The organism is uncultured Adlercreutzia sp., assembly GCF_958431955.1.
In the GTDB taxonomy this organism is placed as follows: domain Bacteria; phylum Actinomycetota; class Coriobacteriia; order Coriobacteriales; family Eggerthellaceae; genus Adlercreutzia.
In genome coordinates this window covers 1-23,162 of sequence record NZ_CAUASN010000007.1, presented here as the reverse complement: position 1 = coordinate 23,162, position 23,162 = coordinate 1, and the positions used below count along the sequence as shown (strand labels likewise).

General features: G+C 64.7%; 20 protein-coding genes. 6 read left to right on the top strand and 14 right to left on the bottom strand.

The features are described from left to right. Positions 1–38 precede the first annotated feature (38 nt). A complete protein-coding gene (nhaA, locus tag Q5064_RS03605; protein WP_302962353.1) occupies positions 39–1,640 on the bottom strand; it encodes a Na+/H+ antiporter NhaA in 1,602 nt (533 codons plus the stop codon). A 330-nt stretch (positions 1,641–1,970) separates the two neighbouring features. Here nhaA and raiA point away from each other — a divergent pair, with 330 nt between their 5' ends. After that, positions 1,971–2,555, top strand: a complete 585-nt coding sequence (gene raiA / locus Q5064_RS03600; RefSeq protein WP_302962352.1) for a ribosome-associated translation inhibitor RaiA — start codon at positions 1,971–1,973, stop codon at positions 2,553–2,555. A 3-nt stretch (positions 2,556–2,558) separates the two neighbouring features. After that, a complete protein-coding gene (locus Q5064_RS03595) occupies positions 2,559–2,777 on the top strand; it encodes an acyl carrier protein (protein WP_302962350.1) in 219 nt (72 codons plus the stop codon). Positions 2,778–2,857: 80 nt separating this feature from the next. Here the strand turns inward: Q5064_RS03595 and Q5064_RS03590 are convergent, their stop codons facing one another. Beyond that, positions 2,858–4,339, bottom strand: coding sequence for a folylpolyglutamate synthase/dihydrofolate synthase family protein (locus Q5064_RS03590; protein WP_302962348.1), 1,482 nt, complete (start codon positions 4,337–4,339; stop codon positions 2,858–2,860). A 228-nt stretch (positions 4,340–4,567) separates the two neighbouring features. Here Q5064_RS03590 and Q5064_RS03585 point away from each other — a divergent pair, with 228 nt between their 5' ends. Next, a complete protein-coding gene (locus Q5064_RS03585) occupies positions 4,568–5,491 on the top strand; it encodes a CorA family divalent cation transporter (RefSeq protein WP_302962347.1) in 924 nt (307 codons plus the stop codon). On the opposite strand, the gene Q5064_RS03580 is transcribed toward Q5064_RS03585, so the two are convergent. From Q5064_RS03580 to glp, 4 genes are all read right to left on the bottom strand, one after another. After that, positions 5,469–6,065 carry a uracil-DNA glycosylase family protein gene (locus tag Q5064_RS03580; protein WP_302962422.1) on the bottom strand — a complete coding sequence of 199 codons (597 nt, stop codon included), beginning with the start codon at positions 6,063–6,065 and terminating at the stop codon, positions 5,469–5,471. The genes Q5064_RS03585 and Q5064_RS03580 overlap by 23 nt on opposite strands. 15 nt (positions 6,066–6,080) lie before the next feature. Next, a complete protein-coding gene (alr, locus tag Q5064_RS03575) occupies positions 6,081–7,502 on the bottom strand; it encodes an alanine racemase (RefSeq protein ID WP_302962346.1) in 1,422 nt (473 codons plus the stop codon). 247 nt (positions 7,503–7,749) lie between these two features. After that, entirely contained in the window at positions 7,750–8,283 is a 534-nt protein-coding gene (locus Q5064_RS03570) for a molybdenum cofactor biosynthesis protein B (RefSeq protein WP_302962344.1), read from the bottom strand. A gap of 85 nt (positions 8,284–8,368) precedes the next feature. Continuing rightward, positions 8,369–9,625 carry a gephyrin-like molybdotransferase Glp gene (gene glp, locus Q5064_RS03565; protein WP_302962343.1) on the bottom strand — a complete coding sequence of 419 codons (1,257 nt, stop codon included), beginning with the start codon at positions 9,623–9,625 and terminating at the stop codon, positions 8,369–8,371. 505 nt (positions 9,626–10,130) lie between these two features. On the opposite strand from glp, the gene Q5064_RS03560 reads away from it, so the two are divergent. Continuing rightward, positions 10,131–11,252 (top strand): hypothetical protein, encoded by a 1,122-nt coding sequence (locus tag Q5064_RS03560; RefSeq protein WP_302962341.1) that lies wholly within the window; start codon positions 10,131–10,133, stop codon positions 11,250–11,252. Positions 11,253–11,367: 115 nt separating this feature from the next. On the opposite strand, the gene Q5064_RS03555 is transcribed toward Q5064_RS03560, so the two are convergent. Then, a complete protein-coding gene (locus tag Q5064_RS03555) occupies positions 11,368–12,951 on the bottom strand; it encodes an FAD-dependent oxidoreductase (protein WP_302962340.1) in 1,584 nt (527 codons plus the stop codon). A gap of 251 nt (positions 12,952–13,202) precedes the next feature. On the opposite strand from Q5064_RS03555, the gene Q5064_RS03550 reads away from it, so the two are divergent. Beyond that, positions 13,203–14,726: a helix-turn-helix transcriptional regulator gene (locus Q5064_RS03550; RefSeq protein WP_302962338.1), complete on the top strand. Its 1,524-nt coding sequence runs from the start codon at positions 13,203–13,205 to the stop codon at positions 14,724–14,726. Positions 14,727–14,832: 106 nt separating this feature from the next. Here Q5064_RS03550 and eno read toward each other — a convergent pair whose 3' ends face one another. Both eno and Q5064_RS03540 read right to left on the bottom strand, forming a co-directional pair. Continuing rightward, positions 14,833–16,125, bottom strand: a complete 1,293-nt coding sequence (eno, locus tag Q5064_RS03545; RefSeq protein WP_302962337.1) for a phosphopyruvate hydratase — start codon at positions 16,123–16,125, stop codon at positions 14,833–14,835. Between the two features lie 187 nt (positions 16,126–16,312). Next, complete coding sequence (locus tag Q5064_RS03540; protein WP_302962335.1) at positions 16,313–18,238, bottom strand: oleate hydratase; 1,926 nt, start codon at positions 18,236–18,238, stop codon at positions 16,313–16,315. A gap of 209 nt (positions 18,239–18,447) precedes the next feature. Here Q5064_RS03540 and Q5064_RS03535 point away from each other — a divergent pair, with 209 nt between their 5' ends. Further along, a complete protein-coding gene (locus Q5064_RS03535) occupies positions 18,448–19,401 on the top strand; it encodes a DMT family transporter (RefSeq protein WP_302962333.1) in 954 nt (317 codons plus the stop codon). On the opposite strand, the gene Q5064_RS03530 is transcribed toward Q5064_RS03535, so the two are convergent. From Q5064_RS03530 to rpsD, 5 genes are all read right to left on the bottom strand, one after another. Then, complete coding sequence (locus Q5064_RS03530) at positions 19,336–20,073, bottom strand: energy-coupling factor transporter transmembrane protein EcfT (RefSeq protein WP_302962332.1); 738 nt, start codon at positions 20,071–20,073, stop codon at positions 19,336–19,338. The two genes, Q5064_RS03535 and Q5064_RS03530, sit on opposite strands and share 66 nt — an antisense overlap. A 261-nt stretch (positions 20,074–20,334) precedes the next feature. Then, positions 20,335–20,568, bottom strand: coding sequence for a BAG1 BAG family molecular chaperone regulator 1 (locus Q5064_RS03525; RefSeq protein WP_302962331.1), 234 nt, complete (start codon positions 20,566–20,568; stop codon positions 20,335–20,337). Between the two features lie 272 nt (positions 20,569–20,840). Continuing rightward, positions 20,841–21,515, bottom strand: a complete 675-nt coding sequence (rplQ, locus tag Q5064_RS03520) for a 50S ribosomal protein L17 (protein ID WP_302962330.1) — start codon at positions 21,513–21,515, stop codon at positions 20,841–20,843. A gap of 12 nt (positions 21,516–21,527) precedes the next feature. Next, complete coding sequence (locus Q5064_RS03515; RefSeq protein ID WP_016309301.1) at positions 21,528–22,478, bottom strand: DNA-directed RNA polymerase subunit alpha; 951 nt, start codon at positions 22,476–22,478, stop codon at positions 21,528–21,530. Positions 22,479–22,506: 28 nt separating this feature from the next. Continuing rightward, positions 22,507–23,103 carry a 30S ribosomal protein S4 gene (gene rpsD, locus Q5064_RS03510; RefSeq protein WP_275206463.1) on the bottom strand — a complete coding sequence of 199 codons (597 nt, stop codon included), beginning with the start codon at positions 23,101–23,103 and terminating at the stop codon, positions 22,507–22,509. Positions 23,104–23,162: the final 59 nt, after the last annotated feature.

Below are 23,162 nucleotides of genomic sequence, written 5' to 3'. Positions count from 1 at the left end.
GGCTCGAGCATCGTGTGGCTCTCAATCGCAGCAATGCCCTACGGACGCATGCCCGTGACGTCGTCGGCCTCGGCGGCCTCGGCCTCGTCGCGCAGCTCGTGCACCACGAACTCCGCCACGCCGCCCTCGGCCTCCAGCACCTCGCGCACATCGTCCACGAGCTCCTCGTCGCCGCTGCCGAGCACCACGTCGTCGGCTATGTCGGCGGCCTCCTCGCCCGCGGTCTGGCGCACCACCTCGTCAAGCGAGGCCGACACGTACGAGATGCCCTGGCGCTCGGCGGCTTTCGCCTGCATGAACAGGAACACGAACCCGATCACGCCGGCCAGAAGCGAAGCCGAAAGGATGCCGATCTTCGCATCGGCAATGAGCGTCGCATCCGGGAAGGCCAGGTTCGCCACGAAAATGGCCATAGTGAATCCCACGCCGCCGAGGATGCCGGCGCCGAGCATGTGGATCCAGTTCACGTGGTCCGGCAACTTCGCGATCTTGAACTTCACCGTGAGGAAGCTGAAGAGCATGATGCCGATGGGCTTGCCCAGAAGCAGGCCGAAGAACACGCCGAAGAACACCGGGCTCGACACCATGGCGAGCACATCGCCGCCGAGGAAGCTCACGTCGGCGTTGGTGAGCGCGAACAGCGGCAGCACCGCGAAGTAGACCCAGGGGTACAGCATGTGCTCCAGGCGCGTGGCCGGGGGCACCACCTCGCGGGCCACCCGCGACAGGCGCGAGACCGTGGACATGTAGCCCTTCTGCAACACCACGGGCTCCGTTTCCACGTAGGCGTCGCGGGCCTCGCGGACCCTATCGCCCGACCAGGTCATGAACTTCTGCAGATCGACCCGGGAGCCGGTGGGAATGGTGAAGGCCAGGAGCACGCCGGCGATGGTGGAGTGCACGCCCGACATGAACACCGCGAACCACAGAAGGCAGCCGATGAGCAGGTAGGGCGCGAGCGAGTACACATGGGCGCGGTTCAAGAGCACGAGCACCACGAGGATGACCGCCGCCACCGCGAGCCATGCGAGCGAGGGGCTCTGGCCGTAGAAGATGGCGATGACGAGGATGGCGATGATGTCGTCGGCCACGGCGAGCGTGGAGAGGAACACGCGCACCCCGTTGGGCACGCGGTTTCCGAGCAGCGCCATGATGCCGAGGGCGAACGCGATGTCGGTGGCCGTGGGCACGCCCCAGCCGTGCGAGGTCTCGGGGTTGGCGGCGTTGAAGATGGAGTAGATGACGATGGGCGCGAGCACGCCGCCGGCCGCGGCGATGATGGGCAGCGCCGCCTGGCGGATGTTCGTCAGCTCGCCGACGGTCATCTCGTACTTGATCTCTAAGCCCACGAGCAGGAAGAACACGGCCATGAAGATGTCGTTGATGATGTGCGCCAGCGACATCTCGCCGATGAAGCCGCCCACGCCCACCATCACGTGGGTATGCCAGAACTCCTCGAAGGGCTCGAAGGCCGGCGAGTTCGCGATGATGAGCGCCACAATGGCCGCGGCGAGCATGATGCCCGCGGCCTTGGTGGACGAGCTCGTGAACTGGATGACCTTGCGCCAGCGGCGCTGGTGCCCCTGGACCTCGTCGATGAAGATGTGGTGCGGATCGGGATTCTTCGCAGTGGGTTCCATGCTGTACGTCCTCGGCTTCTCGTGTTCCGGGCGCCGCGGCGGGCGCCATCGTTCCCTATATCCGCATTATTGTAACTCTTTTCCGCGAAGCCTTCCCCAAAAGGAAGCCTCGCCGCAGCTTCGATGTCGCAATCTCCACGCAAACTCAATGGCGGGCAATCGTTTTCTTGCAGCCTCAAATTGCCCGTCGAATCTGGGGGAAAGTGCGTTATGCTGTTCTTTCCAGTTAGGGAGGCGCGCTCGCACGGCCGTCGCGCCCGAGGCGCCGCATGGCGGCCCGCGCGCTGCCCCCGACTGACCCTGTAGGCCACGAATTAAAGAGGTGGAACCATGACGATCACCGTGTCCGGACGCAAAATGCCCGTCACCGACGCCCTTCGTCAATATGCCGAGGAAAAGGTCGGCAATGCCATTAAGGCCGTGGATGCCGACACCGTTTCCACGGAAGTTGTCCTGTACACCGAGAAGAACCCGGCGAACCCGCTGCCGGCCATCTGCGAGGTCACCGTTCGCATCAAGGGCCACATCGTGCGTGTGGAGGAGAGCGAAGAGGACATGTACGCCGCCATCGACGTGGCCGCCGCCAAGGTTGCCCGTCAGCTGCGCAAGTACAAGACCCGCGTGCTGGACAAGAAGGTCCGCGCCACCGAGCGCATCGTCGATTTCGCCCATGAGGACGCCCATCCCGAGAGCGAGCTCGATCTGGACCGCCTCATGGACGAGCTGGCCGACGACGAGATCGTGCGCCGCAAGGAGACCGAGTTCACGCCCATGACCGAAGAAGAGGCGCTCATCCAGATCGATCTTTTGGGCCACGACTTTTTCGCGTACACTGATCGCGACACCAATATGGTGCACATCCTGTACCGCCGCGAGGACGGCGGCTACGGTCTGCTCACGCAAAAGGAGGATTAGTTCATGGCCACTATCGACACTATCGCCGGCGTTCTCGAGAGCAACCTCGACATCGACCCCGCCACCGTCACCCCCGAGGCGACCTTCGAGTCCCTCGGCATCGACTCGCTGGACATGGTGGAGCTCATCTGCGACCTGGAGGAGGCCTGCGAGGTCGACTTCGGCGAGCCCGAGGGCCTTACCACCGTGGGCGACCTGGTCGCCTACATCGACTCCCTGTAAGTCGCGCGGATAACTTCCGCATCCCAAGCCCCCGCCGCCCCTTCGGGCCGCGGGGGCTTTTTGTTTCCGAAAAGGTCGCGTTACTGGCAGATCAGCGCCTTTTCGAGGTCGGCGATGGCGTACAGGGTGCCGAAGGCGACGGCGATGCGGGCTCGGGGAGACGTGTCGGGTGCGCCCCCTATGGCCGGGACGGAGTCCGCATGGGAGGCGGCATCGGTGCGGGCGGCGGTGAGGGCTCCGGCCGGGGTGGCGTGCACGCACACGGGTACCGCTTCCACGCGGCCCTCTTCCGCGAGCACCTCACGGATGCAAGTGGCCAGCTCCTCGGCAGGAAGGGCGCGGGGGTTGGCCGGCGCGTACACGTGGAAGCTGCCGGCCCAGGGAACGACGGCGCGCACCATGGCCTTATAGTCCTTGTCGGCGAGCACGCCCATGGCGAAAGCCACCGTGCCGCGGCGCGCATCGCCCAGCAGGTCGGCGAGGGACGCGGCCAGGGCCTGCGCACCTTGGATGTTATGCCCCCCGTCGATGATGGTGAGCGGCGCAACGTCTACCACCTCGAAGCGGCCGGGCCAGCGGGCCTGCGCGATGCCGGCGACCTCGGCCTCGGCGGAAATGTCCCACCCGCGCTCGCGCAGCACACGCGCTACTTCCAGGGCAAGCGCCGCATTGAAGGGCTGGTAGCTACCGAGCAGGCCCGTCTCGAAGGCGCGCCCCCGATAGGTGAACCGCCGACAGAGCGGTGCCGCGGCGCTCTCGCCCGCTTCGCCCGAGGCATCGCTCGACACGCCGTCTCCCTCATCATCCGAAGCGGTTACCAGCACACCATCGCCGCCGCATGCGCCATTTCCCCGCTCTGCCCCCCACGTCAGCGGCTCCACCGCAAGCCGCGAGAAATCGGGCACCGTGACCGTGCAGCCCCGCTCGGCGGCCGTCGCCTCCACCACCGCCATGGCCTCGGGCTCCTGGGGCCAGCTGACCGCCGGCGATGCCGGCTTCACGATGCCGGCCTTCTCCCCCGCGATGGCCGCCAGCGTGTTCCCCAAAAGATCGGTGTGGTCGAGCCCGATGCGGCAGATGACGCTCGCCTCAGGCGCGTCGATAACGTTCGTAGCATCCAGCCGGCCGCCAAGCCCCACTTCCAGCACGACGATGTCGCAGGCTACCGCGCGGAAATGCTCGAGGGCCACCGCAGCCATCAGCTCGAACTCGGTGGGATGATCGCCACAGGCCGCCTCCATGGCCTCGGTATGGGGTCGCACCGCCGCCACGGCCCGTGCCAGCTCCTCTTCCGTAATATCACGCCCGTTCACGCGGATGCGCTCCTCGAAACGCAGGATATAGGGGCTCGTGAACAGGCCCACCCGCAGCCCGGCTGCCTGCAGGATGCTCGCCAGATAGGCGCAGGTGGAGCCCTTCCCGTTGGTGCCCGCCACGTGCACGAAGCGCAAAGCGTCCTGCGGCCGCCCCATGCGGTCGAGCAGGTCAATCATGCGCTCGAGCCCCAGGCGCGACGCCTGCCAGCGCGGCGTGTTTATCCAGGCAACGGGATCAAAGGGCACGGGTCTCCTCCTTCGGTTTTGCAGCGAATCGCCATCCAGTCACGCGGGCGCACACCGGCGACTGCGGGCCCCAAGCGCCCCGCCCCGTCGCCGCGACGGCAACCAGCCGCGGCCGGCCCACAGCGACGCGGAACACAAATGGGTGACAGATAGCCTCATCGAAATACTCCGAGCGCGGCCCATTCTATACTAAATGGCTGGAAGCCCCGGCGCGAAGAGGAGGAAACGATGGCAACCGTCTACGAACTGGGCCGCCCGCACCCCCTCGACGCACCCAGCACAAGCGACGCGCCCAAGCCGCCGCTCGTGAAGGTCATCACCTCCCACGAGTTCAGCCAGCTGCCCAACATCTCCCAAGAGGGCCGCAGCGGTCTGGCGGCGCTCGAGCCGGCCGAGATGAACTTCGTGGAGCTGTACCCCTCCTTCCTCATCGGCTCGTTCGCCGTACCCGACAAGGCCGACCCCACGGGAGATCCCGATCGCCTGTCGTTCTACCTGGATGCCGACCGCCTCATCTTCATCGACGACGGCAATGTGACGGCCGACCTGCTGCAGAAAGTGGCCACGAGCGGCATCCTCACCAAGGCCACTACCTCCCACTGCCTCTACGCCTTCATGAAATCGCTCATCGCCGACGACTTCACCTGGTTCTCCGTCATGGAGGATTCCATGGAGGCGCTCGAGGAGGCCATGCTCGACCACAGCGAGGAGGTCACCTCGCAGACCATCATGGGGTACCGCCGCGCGGCCATGAAGATGGGGTCGTACTACCAGCAGATCGCCGTGATGGCCGACCTTATCGCCGACAACGAGAACAAGGTGATGAGCCGCGAAGAGGCGCGCGCCTTCGAACACATCGCCACCCACGCGAGCCACCTGGCCGACCGCGCCGAGACCTTGCGCGAGTACAGCCTGCAGCTGCGCGAGCTCCATCAGACGCAGATCGACCTGAAGCAGAACTCCACCATGCAGATCCTCACCATCGTAACGGTCATGTTCGCGCCGCTCACGCTGGTCACAGGCTGGTTCGGCATGAACCTCACCGTGCTGCCGGGGCTCGACTGGCCCTATATGGCGGCCACGATCATCACGCTCGCACTCGTCATGATCGTGGTGATGGTGCTGTTCTTTAAGAAGAAGAACTGGCTGTAGCCGCCCGCCCGTCGGGAGCGGACAGAAGCTCGCCCAAGGTGGCGAAGTCATTCTCCAAGGCCTCGCGCTTCTTGCCGTCGTAGAGGGCGGCGGCCGGATGGAAGATGGGGAACACCTTGAAGCGGCCGGCCTTCTGCAGCGTGCCGTGCAGGCGGGTGATGCCCACGTCAGTCTTCAGGATAAACTTCGTAGAGAAGTTGCCCAGCGTGACGATGAACTCCGGGTCGATGGTGCGGGTCTGCTCGCGCAGAAACGGCGTGCAGGCCTGGATCTCCTCGGGGCGCGGGTCGCGGTTGGAGGGAGGGCGGCACTTCAGCACGTTGGCGATGAACACCTCGTCGCGCGAAAGTCCCGCGACGGCCAGAAGCTCGTTGAGGTACTTCCCCGCCGCGCCCACGAAGGGCTCGCCCTGGGCGTCCTCGTTCTTTCCGGGAGCCTCCCCCACGATGAGCACCCGCGCGTTGGGGTTGCCCACGCCGAACACCGTCTGAGTGCGCCCGTCGCACAAGGGGCACCGCCGGCAGGCCGCCACCTCGGCGCGCAGCTCGTCGAGGGGAATGTGGGGCTTCGGCATGTTCATGGTCTTCTCCTAAAGGTAGATGCGGGGCATGCGCGAGCAGCCGAACCCGATGGCCACCTCGTGCTGGATGGTGCCCAAGGTCTCGGCCATCTGATCGATGGTGACGGACGCCTCGCCCTGCTCGCCCACGATGACCACCTCGTCGCCGATCTGCGGCTCGAAGTTGTTGCGCTGGCGCAGGTTCACCTCGAACATGCACTGGTCCATGCAGATGTTGCCCACCTGGTGGAAGCGGCGTCCCGCCAGCAGCACGTCGGTGCGGCCGGACAGCCCGCGGCGCAGGCCGTCGGCATAGCCGATGGGCAGGGTGCACACCTTCACCGCCCCGGGGCTGCGGTAGTGGAGCCCGTAGCTCACGCCCTCGCCCACCGGCACCGTCTTCACCTCGGTGATGCGCGCCTTCACGGCCATGGCGGGCTTGAGGTCGATGAGCGGGTAGGCCTCGGGGCAGGGGTAGAAGCCGTACAGCGAGATGCCGAGCCGCACCATGTCCAGCTGCACCTCCGGATAGCGGATGGCCGCCGCGGAGTTCGCCGCGTGCACGATGCCGGGGTTGATGCCCGCCGCGCGCAGCCCGTTCACCGCTTCGGCAAAGCGCTTCACCTGGCGCTCGAAGTCGATGGTGCCGGGGCAGTCGGCCGTGGCGAAATGCGTGAAAGTTCCCTCCAGATCGAGCGCCCGGTGGAACGATATCTGGCGGGCGAACTCCACCACCTCGTCCCAGCGCACGCCGATGCGGTTCATGCCGGTGTTCACCTTCAGATGGAAGGGAGCCCGCAGCCCCATGGCGTCGGCCGCCTCGGCGTAGCGGATGGCGAACTCGGCCGTGTACACGCTCGGCATGATCTTGTAGGCCAGAAGCAGCGGGATAGCCGTAGCCGGCGGCTCGCCAAGCACGAGCACCGGGGCGTTCAGGTACGCCTCGCGCAGGGCGATGGCCTCATCCACCGTGGCCACGCCCAGATACTCGGCACCCGAGTTCAGCGCCGTCTTGGCCACCTGCACCGCGCCGTGGCCGTAAGCGTCGGCCTTCACGACGGCCATGAGCCGCGTGCCGGGGTTCAGGCGGTGCTTCACCGTGGAGGCGTTGTGGCGGATGGCATTCAGATCGATCTCCACCCACGACCAGCGCCGATCGGTCTCGGGAATGCGCGAGAGCTTCTCGGGGTCGAACCGGGGCGGTGTGCCAGGCGCGCCGCCGTCTTCCGTATAGCGCAGGATGTCGGAGGTAGCCCCAGCGCGAGGAGCGGAGGCCGCGAAGCCGGAGGGCGAGGGCGGCGCCAGCCCCCAGCCGCCGGCGAGGGACTGCTCCTGCTTGCGCGCCGCGAAGGGGGTATCGTCGTAGCGCGAGCGGCGCATCGCATCGCCCGCCGAGACGAAGTTCGGGTCGCGATGCGAGAAGCCCGTGAAGCCGTTGGGGAGTTCTGTCATGGTAAAGTCGCCTCGTATGCACAGCGGCCGCCGGAGGGTGGCCGCTGATCTCGCCGTTATTCCAAGAACAAAGTATAGCGCTTATTGGCCTCGGCGACGGCGCGCGACGGCCATCTTCACGGCCTCGGGGACGCAACGGTACCCGGGCGTCTTGCCGTCCGGCCCGAGCAGCCGGCCTGGCCGCCCCGCGTTGCCGCCCATCCCGATCGCCGCGCCCGGCCGCCCGGCGTTGCCGCGCGGCCGGGCTTTACCCGAGCTCGCCCCGGGCCGCGGCGGCGGCGAGCTTCTCCGAGAGATCCTTCTGGGTGTCGTGGCCACCGCCGGCCATCATCTTCACGGCGTGGGGCAGCGCAGCGACGATGCCCTCCCAGTTCTCGGTGGCCGCCTTGGTGGAGCCGGGCAGGTTGATGATGAGCGTGCGCCCGCGCTGGGCGCAGATGGCGCGGGAGAGCATGGCAAAGGGCGTGATGGCCAGGCTGTGCACGCGCATGGCCTCGGCGATGCCGGGCACCTCGCGATCGGCCACGTCGCGCGTGGCCTCCGGCGTCACGTCGCGCAGGGAAAGGCCGCTGCCTCCGCAGGTGAGCACCACGTCGGCGTCGGTGTTGTCGCAGGCGTCCAGAAGCGCGCCGGCGATGAAGGGGCGCTCGTCCATCTCCACCACGCGGCGAATGCACTCCCATCCCTGCTCGGCGATGAGCTCTTCCAGCTTCTGCCCCGCCTCGTCGGTTTCCAGGGTGCGCGTATCGGAGCAGGTGATGATGGCAAATTTGATGGTCATGGGATTCCCTTCTTCTTACAAGGCAGCAGGAGGGGCACTCAAAAGCGGGATCTTACCCCAAGCTCCCGAACGCCCCCGGACAACGTTAGAGGCACACCTCTTCCGGCACATCCAGCAAGACGCAGTCTACCATGGTGCCGGCCGGCTGGGGCTCGGTGCCCTCGGGCATGATGGCCATGCAGTTGGTCTTTTGGATGGGCCCGAACAGCCCCGAGCTCTGGTTCCTGGCCGGCGTCACCTCGAAAGCGCCGTCGGCAGCACGGGTGAGCGTGCCGCGCAGGAAGATACGCCGCGGGTCGCGGTTCTTCTCGTCGGCGGTCAGGCGAGCCCGCACCACGGGGTGGTCCATGAACGTGTAGCCCTGCATGGTGCGCAGGGCCGGGCGGATGAGCATCTCGAAGCCCACATAGGCCGCCGCCGGATTGCCGGGCAGGCCGAACACCGGCGTGCCGTCCACGATGCCGAAGGTCTGGGCCTTGCCGGGCCGCATGTTCACCGTGGTCATCTTCAGCTCGCCCAACTCGGCCACGACCGGCTTGATGAAGTCGAAGTCGCCGTTGGCCGCGCCACCCGTGGTCACCACGAAGTCGTAGTCGCGGGCCGCGGCCGCCACGGCATCGCGCAGGGCCTCGAAGGTGTCCTCCACGATAGGCAGGATGTGGGGCACCGCGCCGGCGCGCTGGGCGCAGGCGGCCATGGCGAAGCTGTTGGAGTTGCGAATCTTCCCCGGGCCGGGCACTTCCGTCGGCGGCACGAGCTCGCTGCCCGTCGCGATGATGGCCACCCAGGGACGCCGGCGCACCGGCACCTCCAGCACGCCGCAACCGGCGAGAAAGCCCACCCCGGCGGCGCTGATGACCTCGCCGGCACGCACGACTACCTCGCCGGCGCGGGCCTCTTCCCCGGCGGCGCGCACGTTGGCGCCCACCTTGGCAGGGGCGGTGAAGGACACGAGCGACCCGGTCTTGCCGTCGCCCTCCTCCACTCCCACGATCTCGTACTTCACCACGGCATCGGCGTCGGCGGGCAGGCAGGCACCGGTCATGATGCGCACGCACTCGCCCTCCCCGATGGAGCCCTCGAACACGTCGCCCGCGCCGATCTCGCCGATAACGCGCAGGCACACGGGAGTCTCCTCGGCGGCCGATGCGATCTCGGCGGCCCGCAGGGCAAACCCGTCCATGGCCGAATGGGCGAAGGGCGCGACGTCTATGTCGCTTGTCAAATCGGCTGCCGCCACGCGTCCCACCGCATCCAGCAGCCCCACGCGCTCCACCTCGGTCGGCGCCACCGCGCCGCACACAAGCGCGCGGGCTTCCTCCAACGAAATCATCTCTTTCACAGAACCAGTCCCTTCCCTTGTCGCTCTGCAGCGACACTGCAACGTCGCGGTACCAGAATGCGCCACCATTGTTTTACTCAGCATATTATAACTATTTGAGGATAACTGTGCAGAGAAGGCAGCACCTCCTCCCGATGGCACGCGCGGCCATCGCAACTCGGGTCGACGAACCACCCGAAATTTGCATAGGATCGCGATTTATTAGCGTCTCGGAGAGAACTTCGCGATCTCGGCCCAAAGCCAGTCTTCAAGGGCAAGGCTATGATCAGGCACGTTCCGAAACTCATTCCAAGGCACAATCCTCCGCTCGAATTCCCGACGCTAATAAATGACGATCTCATGCAAAAAAGCGTATCTTCAACAACCGAGTCCGGCGAAGATGCGGGCAGCGAAGCGCCAAGGAAAACGGGAACACTCGCGTGCCGCAAAGAATCTGCCCCCATCGGGAACAGGCAGCCCAAGCGTTACAATATCCGCAACCAACTTCCAGGAAAGAAGGTCGCCCATGACGTTCGCACCCACTCCCTACACCCCGCCCGACTTCTCCGCGCCGCACCTGGCGGATGCCCCCGATGTCACGCTCGTGCCGGCGCCGAAGGACTTCGTGGCGCCCGAGGGCTACCACGCCATGTCCATCTACCCGGAATACCTGAAGCTGGACGGCCAGTGGGTGCTCGCCCGCGATTCCCGCATGGACTGCGTGGCGGTGGTGGAAGACGGCGAAGTGCACGTGCGCGAGTTCCGCCATATCCGCGCCGGCGACCTTATCGCCTGCGGGCGCACCGAGAACGGCGAGGAGGGCATCCTCGTGTACACCGATGGTTTCCGCAGCCTAGACGTGCCCGAGCCCGGCGCGCCCCACGCCGGCGGCCACGACAACTTCGCCTTCCGCCTGGGACGCTCCCGCGAGACCGCCTTCTCCCGCGACTACGACGAGTTGTACGAGCTGTTGCGCCACGACCGCGAGCACGGCTCCATCGTATGGGTCATGGGGCCGGCCTTCACCTTCAACGGCTTCTCGCGCGACGCCTTCGCGAAGATCATCGACGCGGGCTATGCCGACGCCGTGTTCGCCGGCAATGCCCTGGCCACCCACGATCTGGAAGGCGCCTACTTCCACACCTCCCTCGGCCAGGACATCGACACCCAGGAGAACCGCCCCAACGGGCACTACCACCACCTGGACACCATCAACCGCGTGCGCTACTGGGGAAGCATCGAGAAGTTCATCGAGGAGGAGGGCGTGCGCGACGGCATCATGGACGCGCTCGTGCGCAACGGGGTGCCCTATGTGCTGGCCGGTTCCATCCGCGACGACGGACCGCTGCCCGGGGTGTACGGCAACGCCTACGAGGCTCAAGATGCCATGCGCGACCACATCCGCAGCGCCACCACGGTCATCTGCATGGCCACCATGCTGCACACCATCGCCACGGGAAACATGACGCCGAGCTACCGCGTCATGGACGACGGCACCATCCGCCCGGTGTACTTCTACTGCGTGGACATCGCCGAGTTCGCCGTGAACAAGCTCGTGGACCGCGGAAGCCTCGCCAGCCGCGGCATCGTCACCAACGTCCAGGACTTCATCGCCCACGTGGCGAAGGGGCTGGGGCTGATTTCGTAGCATAAAAGAAGGGGGCGGCGCCCACTGGCACCGCCCCCGTGAGGAAAGCCGCTTGCCGCACATGGGGAGGGAACACGCGCAAGCCGCCTTCAAGAGGAAAATGCGAACGGAGCCGCTACGCTTCCGCCCCCGTCTCCAGCTCGTTAATCAGCTGGGCCACCTTGCGGCCCCAGATGAGCGCGCCGCCGAAGCCGGTGCCCGAAGCGCCGTTGTTGCGATGGGTACCCGGAACGAGGCCCTGGTTGGCATAGGTGCAAATAGAGCCGGCAACGTAGAGACCGGGAACAACGCTGCCATCCCAGCGCTCAACCTGCATGTTGAGGTTGTGGCGGATACCGCCGCTCGTGCCGAAGATGGCCATGCCTGTCTTCCAGGCATAGAAGGGAGCCTTCGCGCAGGGGATCGGGGTGCCGTGCGTAGAGACGAGGGTCTTGCGGCCGTACTCGGAATCCACGCCTGTCGAGGTCACGTCAGCGTTGTACTTCTCCACCGTCTTCTTCAACTCGTCGGCGGGAATGTTGCACTGAGCTGCCAGTTCTTCGAGCGTGTCGCATTCCACCAGAAGACCCGTATCGCGCAGCTTCGCCACGGAGTACAGCAAACTGTCGTTCTCGGCCTGCTGCTGGGCGAGGTCGTCGTCCCAAATTTGATAGCAGATGCCGCCGGTCTGACCGGCAATGTCCTCCCACAGGTTTGCGTAACCGTGGGACTCGTCCACGAAGCGATCGCCTTCCTGGTTGACCATGATGGCACCCATGTTCATGAGGGAGCAGCCCTGGCCCATGCTTCCGTCGGGATGCTGGCCCGCATTGATGCCGATAACGCTCATATGCTTAGTGGCAGCTCCAACCGCCATGGCCATCTGGTGGCCCAGACCCTCATCGCCCGGAGCCGCGAAGACCGGGATGTTCTCCGCGCCCACACCGAAGATGTACTCGTTGAGCATGTCGGGGTTGCGGGAGTAGCCGCAGGTTGCCAGCACCACGCCCTTGTTGGCCTTAAGGTAGACGTTCTTACTGTTCTTGCCTTCGCAGCGCACGCCAATGACGCGCTTGTTCTCGTCTTGGATAAGCTCGACCGCCTTGGTGTTGAGCAGAACCTCCACCCCGTCTTCCTCGGCGCGCTTGTTGAGGGCGTCCACCACCAGGCCGGGGTTGATGTGGTGCTCACGCGGCAGGCTCGCCGACTGGGTGGCCAGAAGAGACTCCGCCTTGAACTCCAGGCCCATGCCCGTCAGCCAGTCCCAGAGCCCTTCCGCCAGCTGCGCATGCATCGTCAGCCATTCGGGATTGTTGTCCTCTTTCGTCAGCTCAATGAGATCCTTGGCAAACAGCTCGGGCGAATCCTCGATGCCCTGCTCGCGCTGCAGCGGAGTACCGGGCATTGCAATACCACCGTTGTTGATGGCGCTCGCACCGCCGGTGACGTTCTGGGACTCCACCACAATGACGCTCTGCCCCATTTCGGTGCCTTCAATCGCGCAGCTCAAACCGGCGCCGCCGCCACCAACCGCGATGATGTCCGCTTCGTAGTCCCAAGAGCTGCCGCCCGTCGTGGCGAGGCCTTCCGAACCGCCGCCCTGGGTCGAGGGCGCGCATCCTGCGAGGGCGATAGAGGCTGCGCCGGCAGCCAGCAGGCCGGTGCCCTTCAGAAAGTTTCTACGCGTACAGGCGTCAATGGACTGATTCTGGCTCTTCATTTCTCCTCCTTCGATTTCGAGCGCCTGGAGAACCGCATGACACTGCCGCATGCCGTAGCGCTCGAACTGACGGGACGAATAGTGGCCCACAGCGCGCTCCTTGGTAAGTACACGAACGATGCGATTTTTATAAATGAGCTCTCAACTGGTGTTTTCTAAAAACTCACATGGCAATTCCACCATCAATGACATCGTTTGTGTAGTATGCATCCGCTCGAACTCTGCTATGATGTGACCCGAGGAGGGTGGTAATGACACAGACAGAGACCGGGGGCGCCTCTCATCGAGAAGGCGTTGTTTCATCAACGCGCTACCTGGATAAGCGCACGGCGCTCGTCGTTTCAACGCTTTGGCTCGCGCTGCTCCGCCTGTGGATGATGAACTTCAGCGACAATCCCTTTTTCACTCCCCAGACGTCCGACTTCTTTTTCGCCTATTGGCTGGGACGGGGCATAGCGCCCTTGCTTCTCGTTGTCTGCCTGCATGCGCTCCCCCTCACCCAGGCTACGCTCAAGCGCACAATAATCCCCAGCGCCGCAGCGGCGGCCATTTGCGGAACCATTGCCTGCTCCACATGGCCCACCGAGCTCTCGGGAATTGCCGTTGCCTGCGCATTCCTCGGTTTTGCCGGCATGGGCTGGATGTATGTCTGCTGGAATGAAATCTATGCTCCGCTGCGCATCTACGAAGTCGCCCTGTCGGTTATGGCATCGTTGATTCTATCGTCGGTCGGCGCGTTTCTGTTCGCCATTCTTCCCGGCATTGCCCAACAGGGGTTCACCTTTGTGGTTCCGCCCCTTTGTGCATGGGCGACCATTCGCTACATTGCCAACCCGGCCCGTACGCCCATCAACGCCGCTCCGTTCTCGGTGTACCCAAAAGATAAAATGTTCTCGCAGGTGGGCTCATGGTTCATCATGCTCGCCCTCTATGCCGTTGTTCTCGGCTTCGTTAATCAGCTGCCCGAGGAGGCGCTCTTCCCTCTTTCCCCTCTTCTGTCGTACCTCGTCTACAACACTATCTCCATCGTACTTGCCGCGCTCTTCGTTCTTTTCGTCCTGGGTAAGCGACAGCTCGTCTCAACCAAGGCCTTCTGGTCGGTGCTCATTGCCTCCATCGGCCTCTCGTTCATTCTCATCATTGCCTACCCTGAGGCGGCCCCCGTCGTTGTCAGCGTGTTCTCGAGCATCAGGTATGTGGCGGCAGGGTACATCAACATAAAGCTCGTCGATATTTCGCACCATGTGCGAATTCCCTTGTACACGCTGTTCGCTATCGGCTGGGGCATTATCGAATTGGGCATGATACTGGGAACCAGCATCGCCCGTATCGCCATCGGGTACTTCGACCTCGGATTAGATCTCGTGCTCATTTCTATTATGGCGCTCTTGGCGATGTGCTTGCTGCTCCTTTCGGACAACTCCCGCTTGAGCGACTACCCTCTCGGAACCATTCTTCGGACAGCAAGCGACAATGCGGACGAGCGGACGCAGCACGTTGACAACGTCTCCCTTGAACTCGACGACCCCGATGCCCGCCTAAGGGCCCAATGCCAGCGCCTCATCGATCAATATGGGCTGACGGAGCGCGAGACGGAGATCGTATTCCTCATCGCGCAGGGCTTCACCCAATCCTATGTCGCCCAATCGCTCCTCATCTCGCACAACACGGTGCGCAGCCACATGAAGCACATCTACACCAAACTCGACATCCATTCCAAAAACGAGCTTCTCTCCATACTGAGCCAATCCCCGCTAGATTCGTCATCCCATTGATGCAGCAGGAGCCTTGAAAGAGCTGCTTGGGTTTTAACCTTCGACGTAAAGAAGGGGCCGCAAGGATTTGCGGCCCCTTGGTTCTAGTTTATTCCAGCTGCAGCGCTTAGCGCTTGATGTTGTAGAAGGCGTTCAGGCCCGCGTAGGCGGCCTGGCCTTCCAGCTGCTCCTCGATGCGGATGAGCTGGTTGTACTTGGCCACGCGGTCGGAGCGGCACGGGGCGCCGGTCTTGATCTGGCCGCAGTTGGTGGCCACCGACAGATCGGCGATGGTCACGTCCTCGGTCTCACCGGAGCGATGGCTCATCACGCAGGCGTAGCCGTGGGTCTTCGCCAGCTCGATGGCCTCCAGAGTCTCGGTGAGCGAGCCGATCTGGTTCACCTTGATGAGGATGGCGTTGGCGCAGCCCAGCTCGATGCCCTTGGCCAGGCGCTTGGAGTTGGTGACGAACAGGTCGTCGCCCACCAGCTGCACGCGGTCGCCGATGCGCTCGGTCAGCTTCTTCCAGCCGTCCCAGTCCTCCTCGGCCATGCCGTCCTCGATGGAGACGATGGGATACTTGTTCACCAAAGCCTCCCAGTAGTCCACCATCTCGTCGCTCGTGAGCTCGCGGCCCTCGCCGGCCAGCACGTACTTGCCGGTCTCAGCGTTGTAGAACTCGGTGGACGCCGGATCCATGGCGAACAGGATATCGGTGCCGGGCTTGTAACCAGCGGCCTCGCAGGCCTGCACGATGTAGGCCAGCGGCTCCTCGTTGGTCTTCAGGTTGGGGGCGAAGCCGCCCTCGTCGCCCACGCCGCCGCCGAGACCAGCATCGTGCAGCACCTTCTTCAGGGTGTGGTAGATCTCGGCGCACCAGCGCAGGGCCTCCGCGAAGGTGGGGGCGCCCACGGGCATGATCATGAACTCCTGGAAGTCCACGTTGTTGTCGGCGTGCACGCCGCCGTTCAGAATGTTCATCATGGGCGTGGGCAGAAGGTGCGCGTTCGCGCCGCCCACGTACTTGTACAGCGGAAGCCCGGACGCCTCGGCGGCGGCGTGGGCCACGGCAAGCGACGCGCCCAGGATGGCGTTGGCGCCGAACGCGCCCTTGTTCTCGGTGCCGTCGGCCTCGATCATGGCGGCGTCGATCATGCGCTGGTCCTCGGCCTCCAGGCCGATGAGCGCGTCGGCGATCTCCTCGTTCACGTGGGCCACGGCATCGAGCGTGCCCTTGCCCAGGTAGCGCTTCTTATCGCAGTCGCGCAGCTCCACGGCCTCGAAGGCGCCCGTAGAGGCACCCGAGGGCACCGCCGCGCGGCCGAAGGAGCCGTCCTCCAGCACAACTTCCACTTCGACGGTGGGGTTTCCGCGGGAATCCAGGACCTCGCGCCCGTACACATCGATAATGATGCTCATGTAGTGCCTCCTTGCAGGTAATGTTGACGCCGTTGTTCAGCGTTTTCCATCATACCACGCAAACGCGCCCCGCACGGAGCGAGTTCCGTGCGGGGCGCGAATCAAGAGGCCCGAGTCTCACGAGCAGCGTGCCGGCCGTTCCCTCGCCGCGGGCCGCAAGCTGTAACGCGGCAGCACTCGCGAGGCGCTAGTGGATGCCCGGCCACACCGCACCCGTGGCCGGCCCCGCCACCGCGCGGTTCTCGTCGGTGGTCGGGATGACGCCGAACTCTTTCAGCAGGCCGTAGATGTCGGTATGCTCGATCTCCTTCAGGCCGCGCGAGAGCAGCAACTTCTCCAGCACGTTCATGTTCATGTCGGTGGCCGGTTTGCCGTCGCGCAGCAGCACCGTGGCATTCAGCAGGCAGCGCAAGTCATAGGCGCTCCCCCATACCTCGGGGACGCCGCGGTCGATGTCGAGCAGCGTATAGACCGCCTCCATGCCCGTGCGCATGGAGTACTCGGTGGTGAAGATGGTGTCGCGCGGCGTCTCGGCGAACTGGCCGATGAAGGCGAAGTTCACCGCGCCCTCGGGCACGACAAGCGGGCGGTCGCCTTCGGCGCGCGGCATGAAGAACGCCGTGATGTAGGGCATCATGCAGGGCACGGTGTTGGCGCTCTTCTCGGCGAGCTCGCCGATCTGATCCTCAGGCACGCCGAGGTGGTAGAGCCACTCCTCGCAGATCTCGCGACCGGTGCAGTCGCGCATGGCCTTCTTCACGTAGTTGCCGGGCTTGTCGGTAAACAGGCCGTAGAGCCACACGCACACAGTGCCCTCGGGCTGGTCGCGGAACTGCGGCTGGCGGTTGATGGTCCACGAAAGGAGCCAGTTCGAGTCCTTCACCGACACGATGCCGCCCGTGACCACGCCGCCCGACAGGGGGTCGCGCTTGCAGATGGCCTCGATGTAGGGCAGGATCTTCTCGTCCAGCGTGGTTACCGTGGCGCTCTCCCAGTTGCTCTTCTCCGGGTCGCCGCAGAACTTCTCGGGATGCCCGAACTCAGGCGACTGGGCCGCGATCTTCTTCCACAAATCCCAGCCGTCGCCGGGTGTGAGCGCGGGCGCGAAGCGGGCGGGCACGTCCTGGCTGCCGAAGGAGGAGTGGGCAACACAGCTGCCCGGCGTGATGAACACGAGGTCGTTCTCGGAAAGCGCGATGGTCTCCTCGCGGGCGGGATCGGCCGGCCGGGTCATCTGACCGTCGGCGGGCAGGCCCTCGGCGGCATCCTGGGCCGTAGCGCCGTCCTCGCGCACGAGACGGATCTCGGTGGCCACCTTGCGGTTGTTGTCGGCCGCCTCATCGCAGGAGAAGCGCACGTCGGTCACATGGGTGCTGAACTGGAAGTCGACCCCGTGGGCCTTCAGATAGTTCACCATGGGCAGGATCATCGACTCGTACTGGTTGTAGCGGGTGAAGCGCAGCGCCGAGAAATCGGGCAGGCCGCCCACGTGGTGGATGAAGCGGGTGATGTAGCGCTTCATCTCCAGGGCCGAGTGCCAGTTCTCGAAGGCGAACATGGTGCGCCAGTACAGCCAGAAGTTCGAGTTCAGCACCTCATCGGAGAAGTACTCGGTGATGAGCTTGTCCTGCAGATCCTCCTCGGGCGTGAAGAACAAGTTCATGATCTCGGTGCAGGCCTTGTCCGACAGGTTGAACTTGCCGTCGGTGCGAGCATCGTGGCCGCGATCCACCGTGGCGCGGCACAGCGAGTAGTTCGGATCGCGCTTGTTCAGCCAGTAGTAGTAGTCGAGCACGCTTACGTTCGGATCCTCGATGGAAGGAATGTCGCGGAACAGGTCCCACATCACCTCGAAGTGGTTGTCCATCTCGCGACCGCCGCGCATGGTGAAGCCAAGCTGGCTGTAGTCCCAGCCATCACACGCGCCGCCGGCCCGCGGGTCACGCTCCAGGATGTGAATGCGGTCGCCGGCCATCTGGCCGTCGCGCACCAGGTAGCAGGCGGCGGTCAGGCCCGCCAAGCCGCTGCCGATAATGTAGGCTTGCTTCTCGTCGACGCCCTCGGGCTTCATCGGATGAGCGAAGGCTTCGTAGTTGCCGCTGGAATAGTACATGGCACGTCCTCTCGGTCGGTTACGCAACACGACTCTATGATCGTGCTCAGAGCAAGGGAGTCGCCCCGCGGCCGAGCGACGTTTCTGCTGCGTTGCCGATCGGTCACAACTGCAGCATCCGTCGCATCGCCGCCACGATGCCGCCGCAAGGGCAATTCAGCCGACCCCGCTCTGGCATGCGACGACGCGGCTCCTTATAATGGCAAGCTATGGAAACCAAGCGACATATTCCCGCCTTCGCCTACAAGCTCATGCTGCTGGCGGCTACCGTTATCTGGGGGTTCGCCTTCGTGGTGATGAAGGACGCCGTGGACGTGCTGCCGCCCGCGCAGCTCATCGGCGTGCGCTTCCTGCTCACGGGCATCCTCATGGCGGTTATCTTCCACCGTCGCCTGCGCGGTAGCCTGAATGCCGGCTTTCTCGGCGCGGGACTCGTGCTCGGCGCCGTCACCTTCCTGGCCTTCTGGGTGCAGACGGTGGGCCTTGCCGAGACGACTCCGGGCAAAAACGCCTTCCTCACCGCCACCTACTGCGTCATCGTGCCCTTCATGCTGTGGGCTCTGACGCGCAAGCGCCCCACCGTGGCGAACGTGGGCGCGGCCGTGCTCTGCGTGGCGGGCATCGGGCTCGTGTCCATGACGGCCGGCAGCTTCACCATCGGATTCGGCGACCTCATGACGCTGCTGTGCGCCGTGTTCTTCGCAGCCCAGATCATCGCCATTGCGCGCTTCTCGAAGCGCTACGACGTGCTGGGGCTTACGGTATACCAGTTCCTCTTCGGAGGCGTTATGGGTCTTGCCCTCGGTGCCGCGACTGAGTCCTTTCCCGGTTGGGAAGCGGTGGCCAACCTCGACTTCGCGCTCAACCTCGCCTATTTGGTGGTGCTCGCCTCTGGCGTCTGCTATGTGCTGCAGAACGTGGGGCTCGCCCACGTGCACGAGGCCCAGGGCTCGCTCATCCTGTCGTTGGAGTCGGTGTTCGGGGCGATCGCCAGCGTGCTGCTCTACGGCGAGCTCGTGACCGGACGCATGATGCTCGGCTTCGCGCTCATCTTCGCCGCCATCCTCATCAGCGAGCTTGCACCGGCACGCAAGACCTCAGAACAGGAGGGCTGCGCCCAGGCAGAGTCCGCAGCCGACAACGAGGATTACGCCATCGCCTAGGGAGAAGCGCCTGCCGTCCAAGCTGGTGGGTTCCCCGCTTGCCCCGTAGCACCGCGCGTCCATAGCCGCGGCCAGGCGGTCGGCCCGTCGGAACAAGCCCACGAACAAAGGCGCCATGAGGCCCGCGTTCGCCCGCAGCCGCGCGCCCGCACTTCCCGTGCCCAGGGCCGCGCCCCGGGAGGCCTGGGCGGCCCGCACGCTCGCCAGCTCCTCGGCGGTCACGGGAATGAAGCGCAGAGCGATGGAAAGGGCGCAGGTCGCATCGCGCACGGGCAGGCCCGCACGGCCGAGGGGGGCTAGCAGACGTCGCAGCGCCTCGGACAGCTCAGTAGGCGTCGAGAGCTCCATGAGGGCGGCGCTCGCGTACACGAGCAGCATGACGCGAGCCGCCACGGCAACACCGGTCGCCCAGCCCGAAGAGACGCCGTTGTAAAGCAGCAGGAAGGCCGCGATCACCACAGCCGGCATACCGGCGCGCAGCACCGAGGCGCCCCTCACGCGCCCGGCGACCATCGCAACTACCAGAAGAACGGCGGCAACACCGAGGCCGACAAGGTCTTCCACAAGAAACAACATCACGCTGTAGGCCACAAGAAGCGCGATCTTCACGCGCCCGTCCAACCGGCGCACCGCCGGCGCAATTCGCGTGCTCTGTCCTCCCAAGACCGTCATGGCCCCAGTATGGCAGGATCCCCGCATGGCGAATCCGCTGCGTTCGCCCAGATCGGCCAGCGACGCTTGTGACGTAATGTTTTGTGCATGAGCATAAAAAGGGAGCGCCTCCCGATCAAGGGGCGCTCCCTTAAAGCCTGCGAGTCTATCCCGCGGGGCTCCTGTTAAGGAGGGGTCCGAAGGCTCGCGGCGGCAAGCGGGCGGGCGGTGAGTTAGCGAATCGCCCGTCGCGTCAGGCTGCCTCCGTGGCAGCCGCGGTTCTTACAGAGCCTCGCCGATACCGGCCGTGCCGATCTTTGCCTGATCGAACTCGAAAGCCGTCTCGGCGGCCTCGGCGGCAGCCTGCTCGTTGCCGAGCGCGTCATCGAACTCAGTGGACATCGTGGCCTCGGCCACAACCTCCTCCTCGATGCGCTCGAGGTCCTTCACGGCGTCCTCGGTCTTCGCGGCCTCGGTGTCGACGAACTCCTTCATCAGCGTATCCTTGTCAGCCATGATCCGGCTCCTTTCGTTTCGAAACGATTGTCGTGAACAAGTCTCGTAAGAGCGCGCATCCGTGCCCTTGCAGACCCTATTCTATGAGCCGTCGTCCCGCCCCAAATCTGAGCGGGCCGATAGTAATTGAGAAGTTGTACGCACGTTGCCCGGCTGACACCAAGAAAAAGCGACCACCCGAAGGTGGTCGCTTTCGCATAGAACGATGTCTCCGACTCGCGGCTCATGCGGCTGGCCGCCGCCGAAGCGCATCCGAACGATTCGGGCGAGGCCTACTTGACGTCGGCCTTCTCCTCCTCGATCTTCTCGGCGTCGACGGTCTCGGCCTCCTTGGCGGCCTTCTCCTCGGCGCGCTCGGCCTCCTCACGAGCCTCCTCGACGGCCTCGGACTTCTCAGCGGCGTCCACGGCTTCGATCTGCTCGATGGTGCCGTCGTTCTCGAAGCCGAGATCCTCGGCGAGCTCCTCGGACTTCTCGGCCTTGGTCTCCTCGGCCTTCTCAGCCTTCTTGGTCACCTTCTTGGGGGCAGCCTTCTTCGGAGCGGCCTTCTTGGCGGCAGCGGCCTGGCGCTCGGCCTTGGGCACGCAGGGCTCGGTCACGAGCTCCATGATGACCATGGGGGCGTTGTCGCCCTTGCGGGGTCCGAGCTTCATGATGCGGGTGTAGCCGCCGGGACGATCCTGGAACATGCCCTGGGCGACCTTCTCGAAGATCTCGCGGACCAGCTCCTTGTCGTTCAGGTAGGCGATGGCCAGACGGCGGGAATGCAGGTCGCCGCGCTTGGCCCAGGTGATGACCTTGTCGACCTGCGGGCGGATCTCCTTGGCGCGAGCCTCCACCGTCTTGATGCGGTCGTTCAGGAACAAAGCGGACACCAGGCTGCGCTTCATGGCCTTAGTGTGGCTCCAGTCGGTGCCGAGCTTCCGCCCCTTCTTGTTGTGTCTCATATCTCGTGTCTCCTAAAGCTTCAAATTGAGGTCCATGGAAATGAGCTTGTCCTTCACTTCCTCAATGGACTTCGCACCAAAGTTTCTGATGTTCAGCAGGTCGTTCTCGGAGAACTCGACGAGCTGGCGCACGGAGTGGATGCCCGCGCGCTTCAGGCAGTTGTAGGAGCGGACGGACAGATCCAAGTCCTCGATCTGCTTGTCCAGCTCGGCGTTGGACTCCTGGCCCTCCGGCGCGAAGATGGACGGGGCCTCGCCCTCTTCCTCCTCGCCCGTGGCGGCCAGGGCCAAGAACGCGCCCATGTACTGGTTGATGATGTTGGCCGCGCGGCACACCGCCTCGGTGGGGTCGATGGAGCCGTCGGTCTCAACTTCCAGAACCAGCTTGTCGTAGTCGGTGCGCTGGCCCACGCGGGTGTCGGTCACGTTCATCGTGCAACGACGAACCGGCGAGAACAGCGAGTCCACGTGGATGATGCCGATGGGATCCTCCGTGCGCTTGTTGCGCTCGGCGGACACGTAACCGCGGCCCACGCCGATGCGGATGGTCATGTCCAGCTGGCCGCCGTCGGCCACCGTCGCGATGACATGGTCGGGGTTCACCAGGTTGAACTGGCCCGGAACCTCGAGGTCGGCGCCGGTCACCGTGCAGGGACCCTCGGCGAACACATGCGCGGTCGCCTCGTCGGCCTCGTCGGACACCTGGGAGAACACCAGGCCCTTCACGTTCAGCACGATGTCGGTGATGTCCTCGATAACGCCTTCGGCCGTCGTGAACTCGTGCTGCACGCCCTCGATCTGGATAGCGGTGGCCTTCGCCCCGTCCAGCGAGGAGAGCAGCACGCGACGCATGGAGTTGCCCAGCGTGTTGCCGTAGCCGCGCTCGAGCGGCTCGACGATGTAACGGGCAACGGTGTCGTTGACTTCCTCCGTAGTTACTGTAGGCCTCATGAACTCTGTCATGTGTGAGTAGCCTCCTTAAAAGCCGCGATTATTTCGAGTACAGTTCGACGATGAGCTGCTCGTTGATGTCCAGATCGATCTGGTCACGCGTCGGGAGGGACAGCACGCTGCCCTGCAGCTTCTCGATGTCAATCTCGAGCCAGGCGGGCACCTGCACGCGCTCGTTGGAGACAAGCGCGCTCTTCACGACGAGGAGCTCCTTGGCCTTGGGGGCCACGCTCACGAGCTCGCCGGGGCGCACGCGGAAGGACGGGATGTCCACGCGGCGGCCGTTCACGCAGATGTGACCGTGGGTCACCATCTGGCGGGCCTCCTTGCGGGTGCGGGCGAAGCCCAGGCGGAAGACCACGTTGTCCAGGCGCGTCTCCAGGATGGTCATCAGGTTCTCACCGGTCTGACCCTGCATGGACTTGGCGCGCTTGAAGTACCCACGGAACTGCTTCTCGAGCACGCCGTAGATGAACTTGGCCTTCTGTTTCTCGCGCAGCTGCATGGCGTACTCGCTCTCCTTGCGGCGACGCTTCGGCTGGCGGATGGATTCCTTCTTGCTGGAGTAACCGAGCACCACAGGATCGATGCCCAGCTGACGGCAGCGCTTGAGAACCGGAGTTCTGTTGATTGCCATAATGTACGATCCTTTCAGTTACACGCGGCGACGCTTCTTGGGGCGGCAGCCGTTGTGCG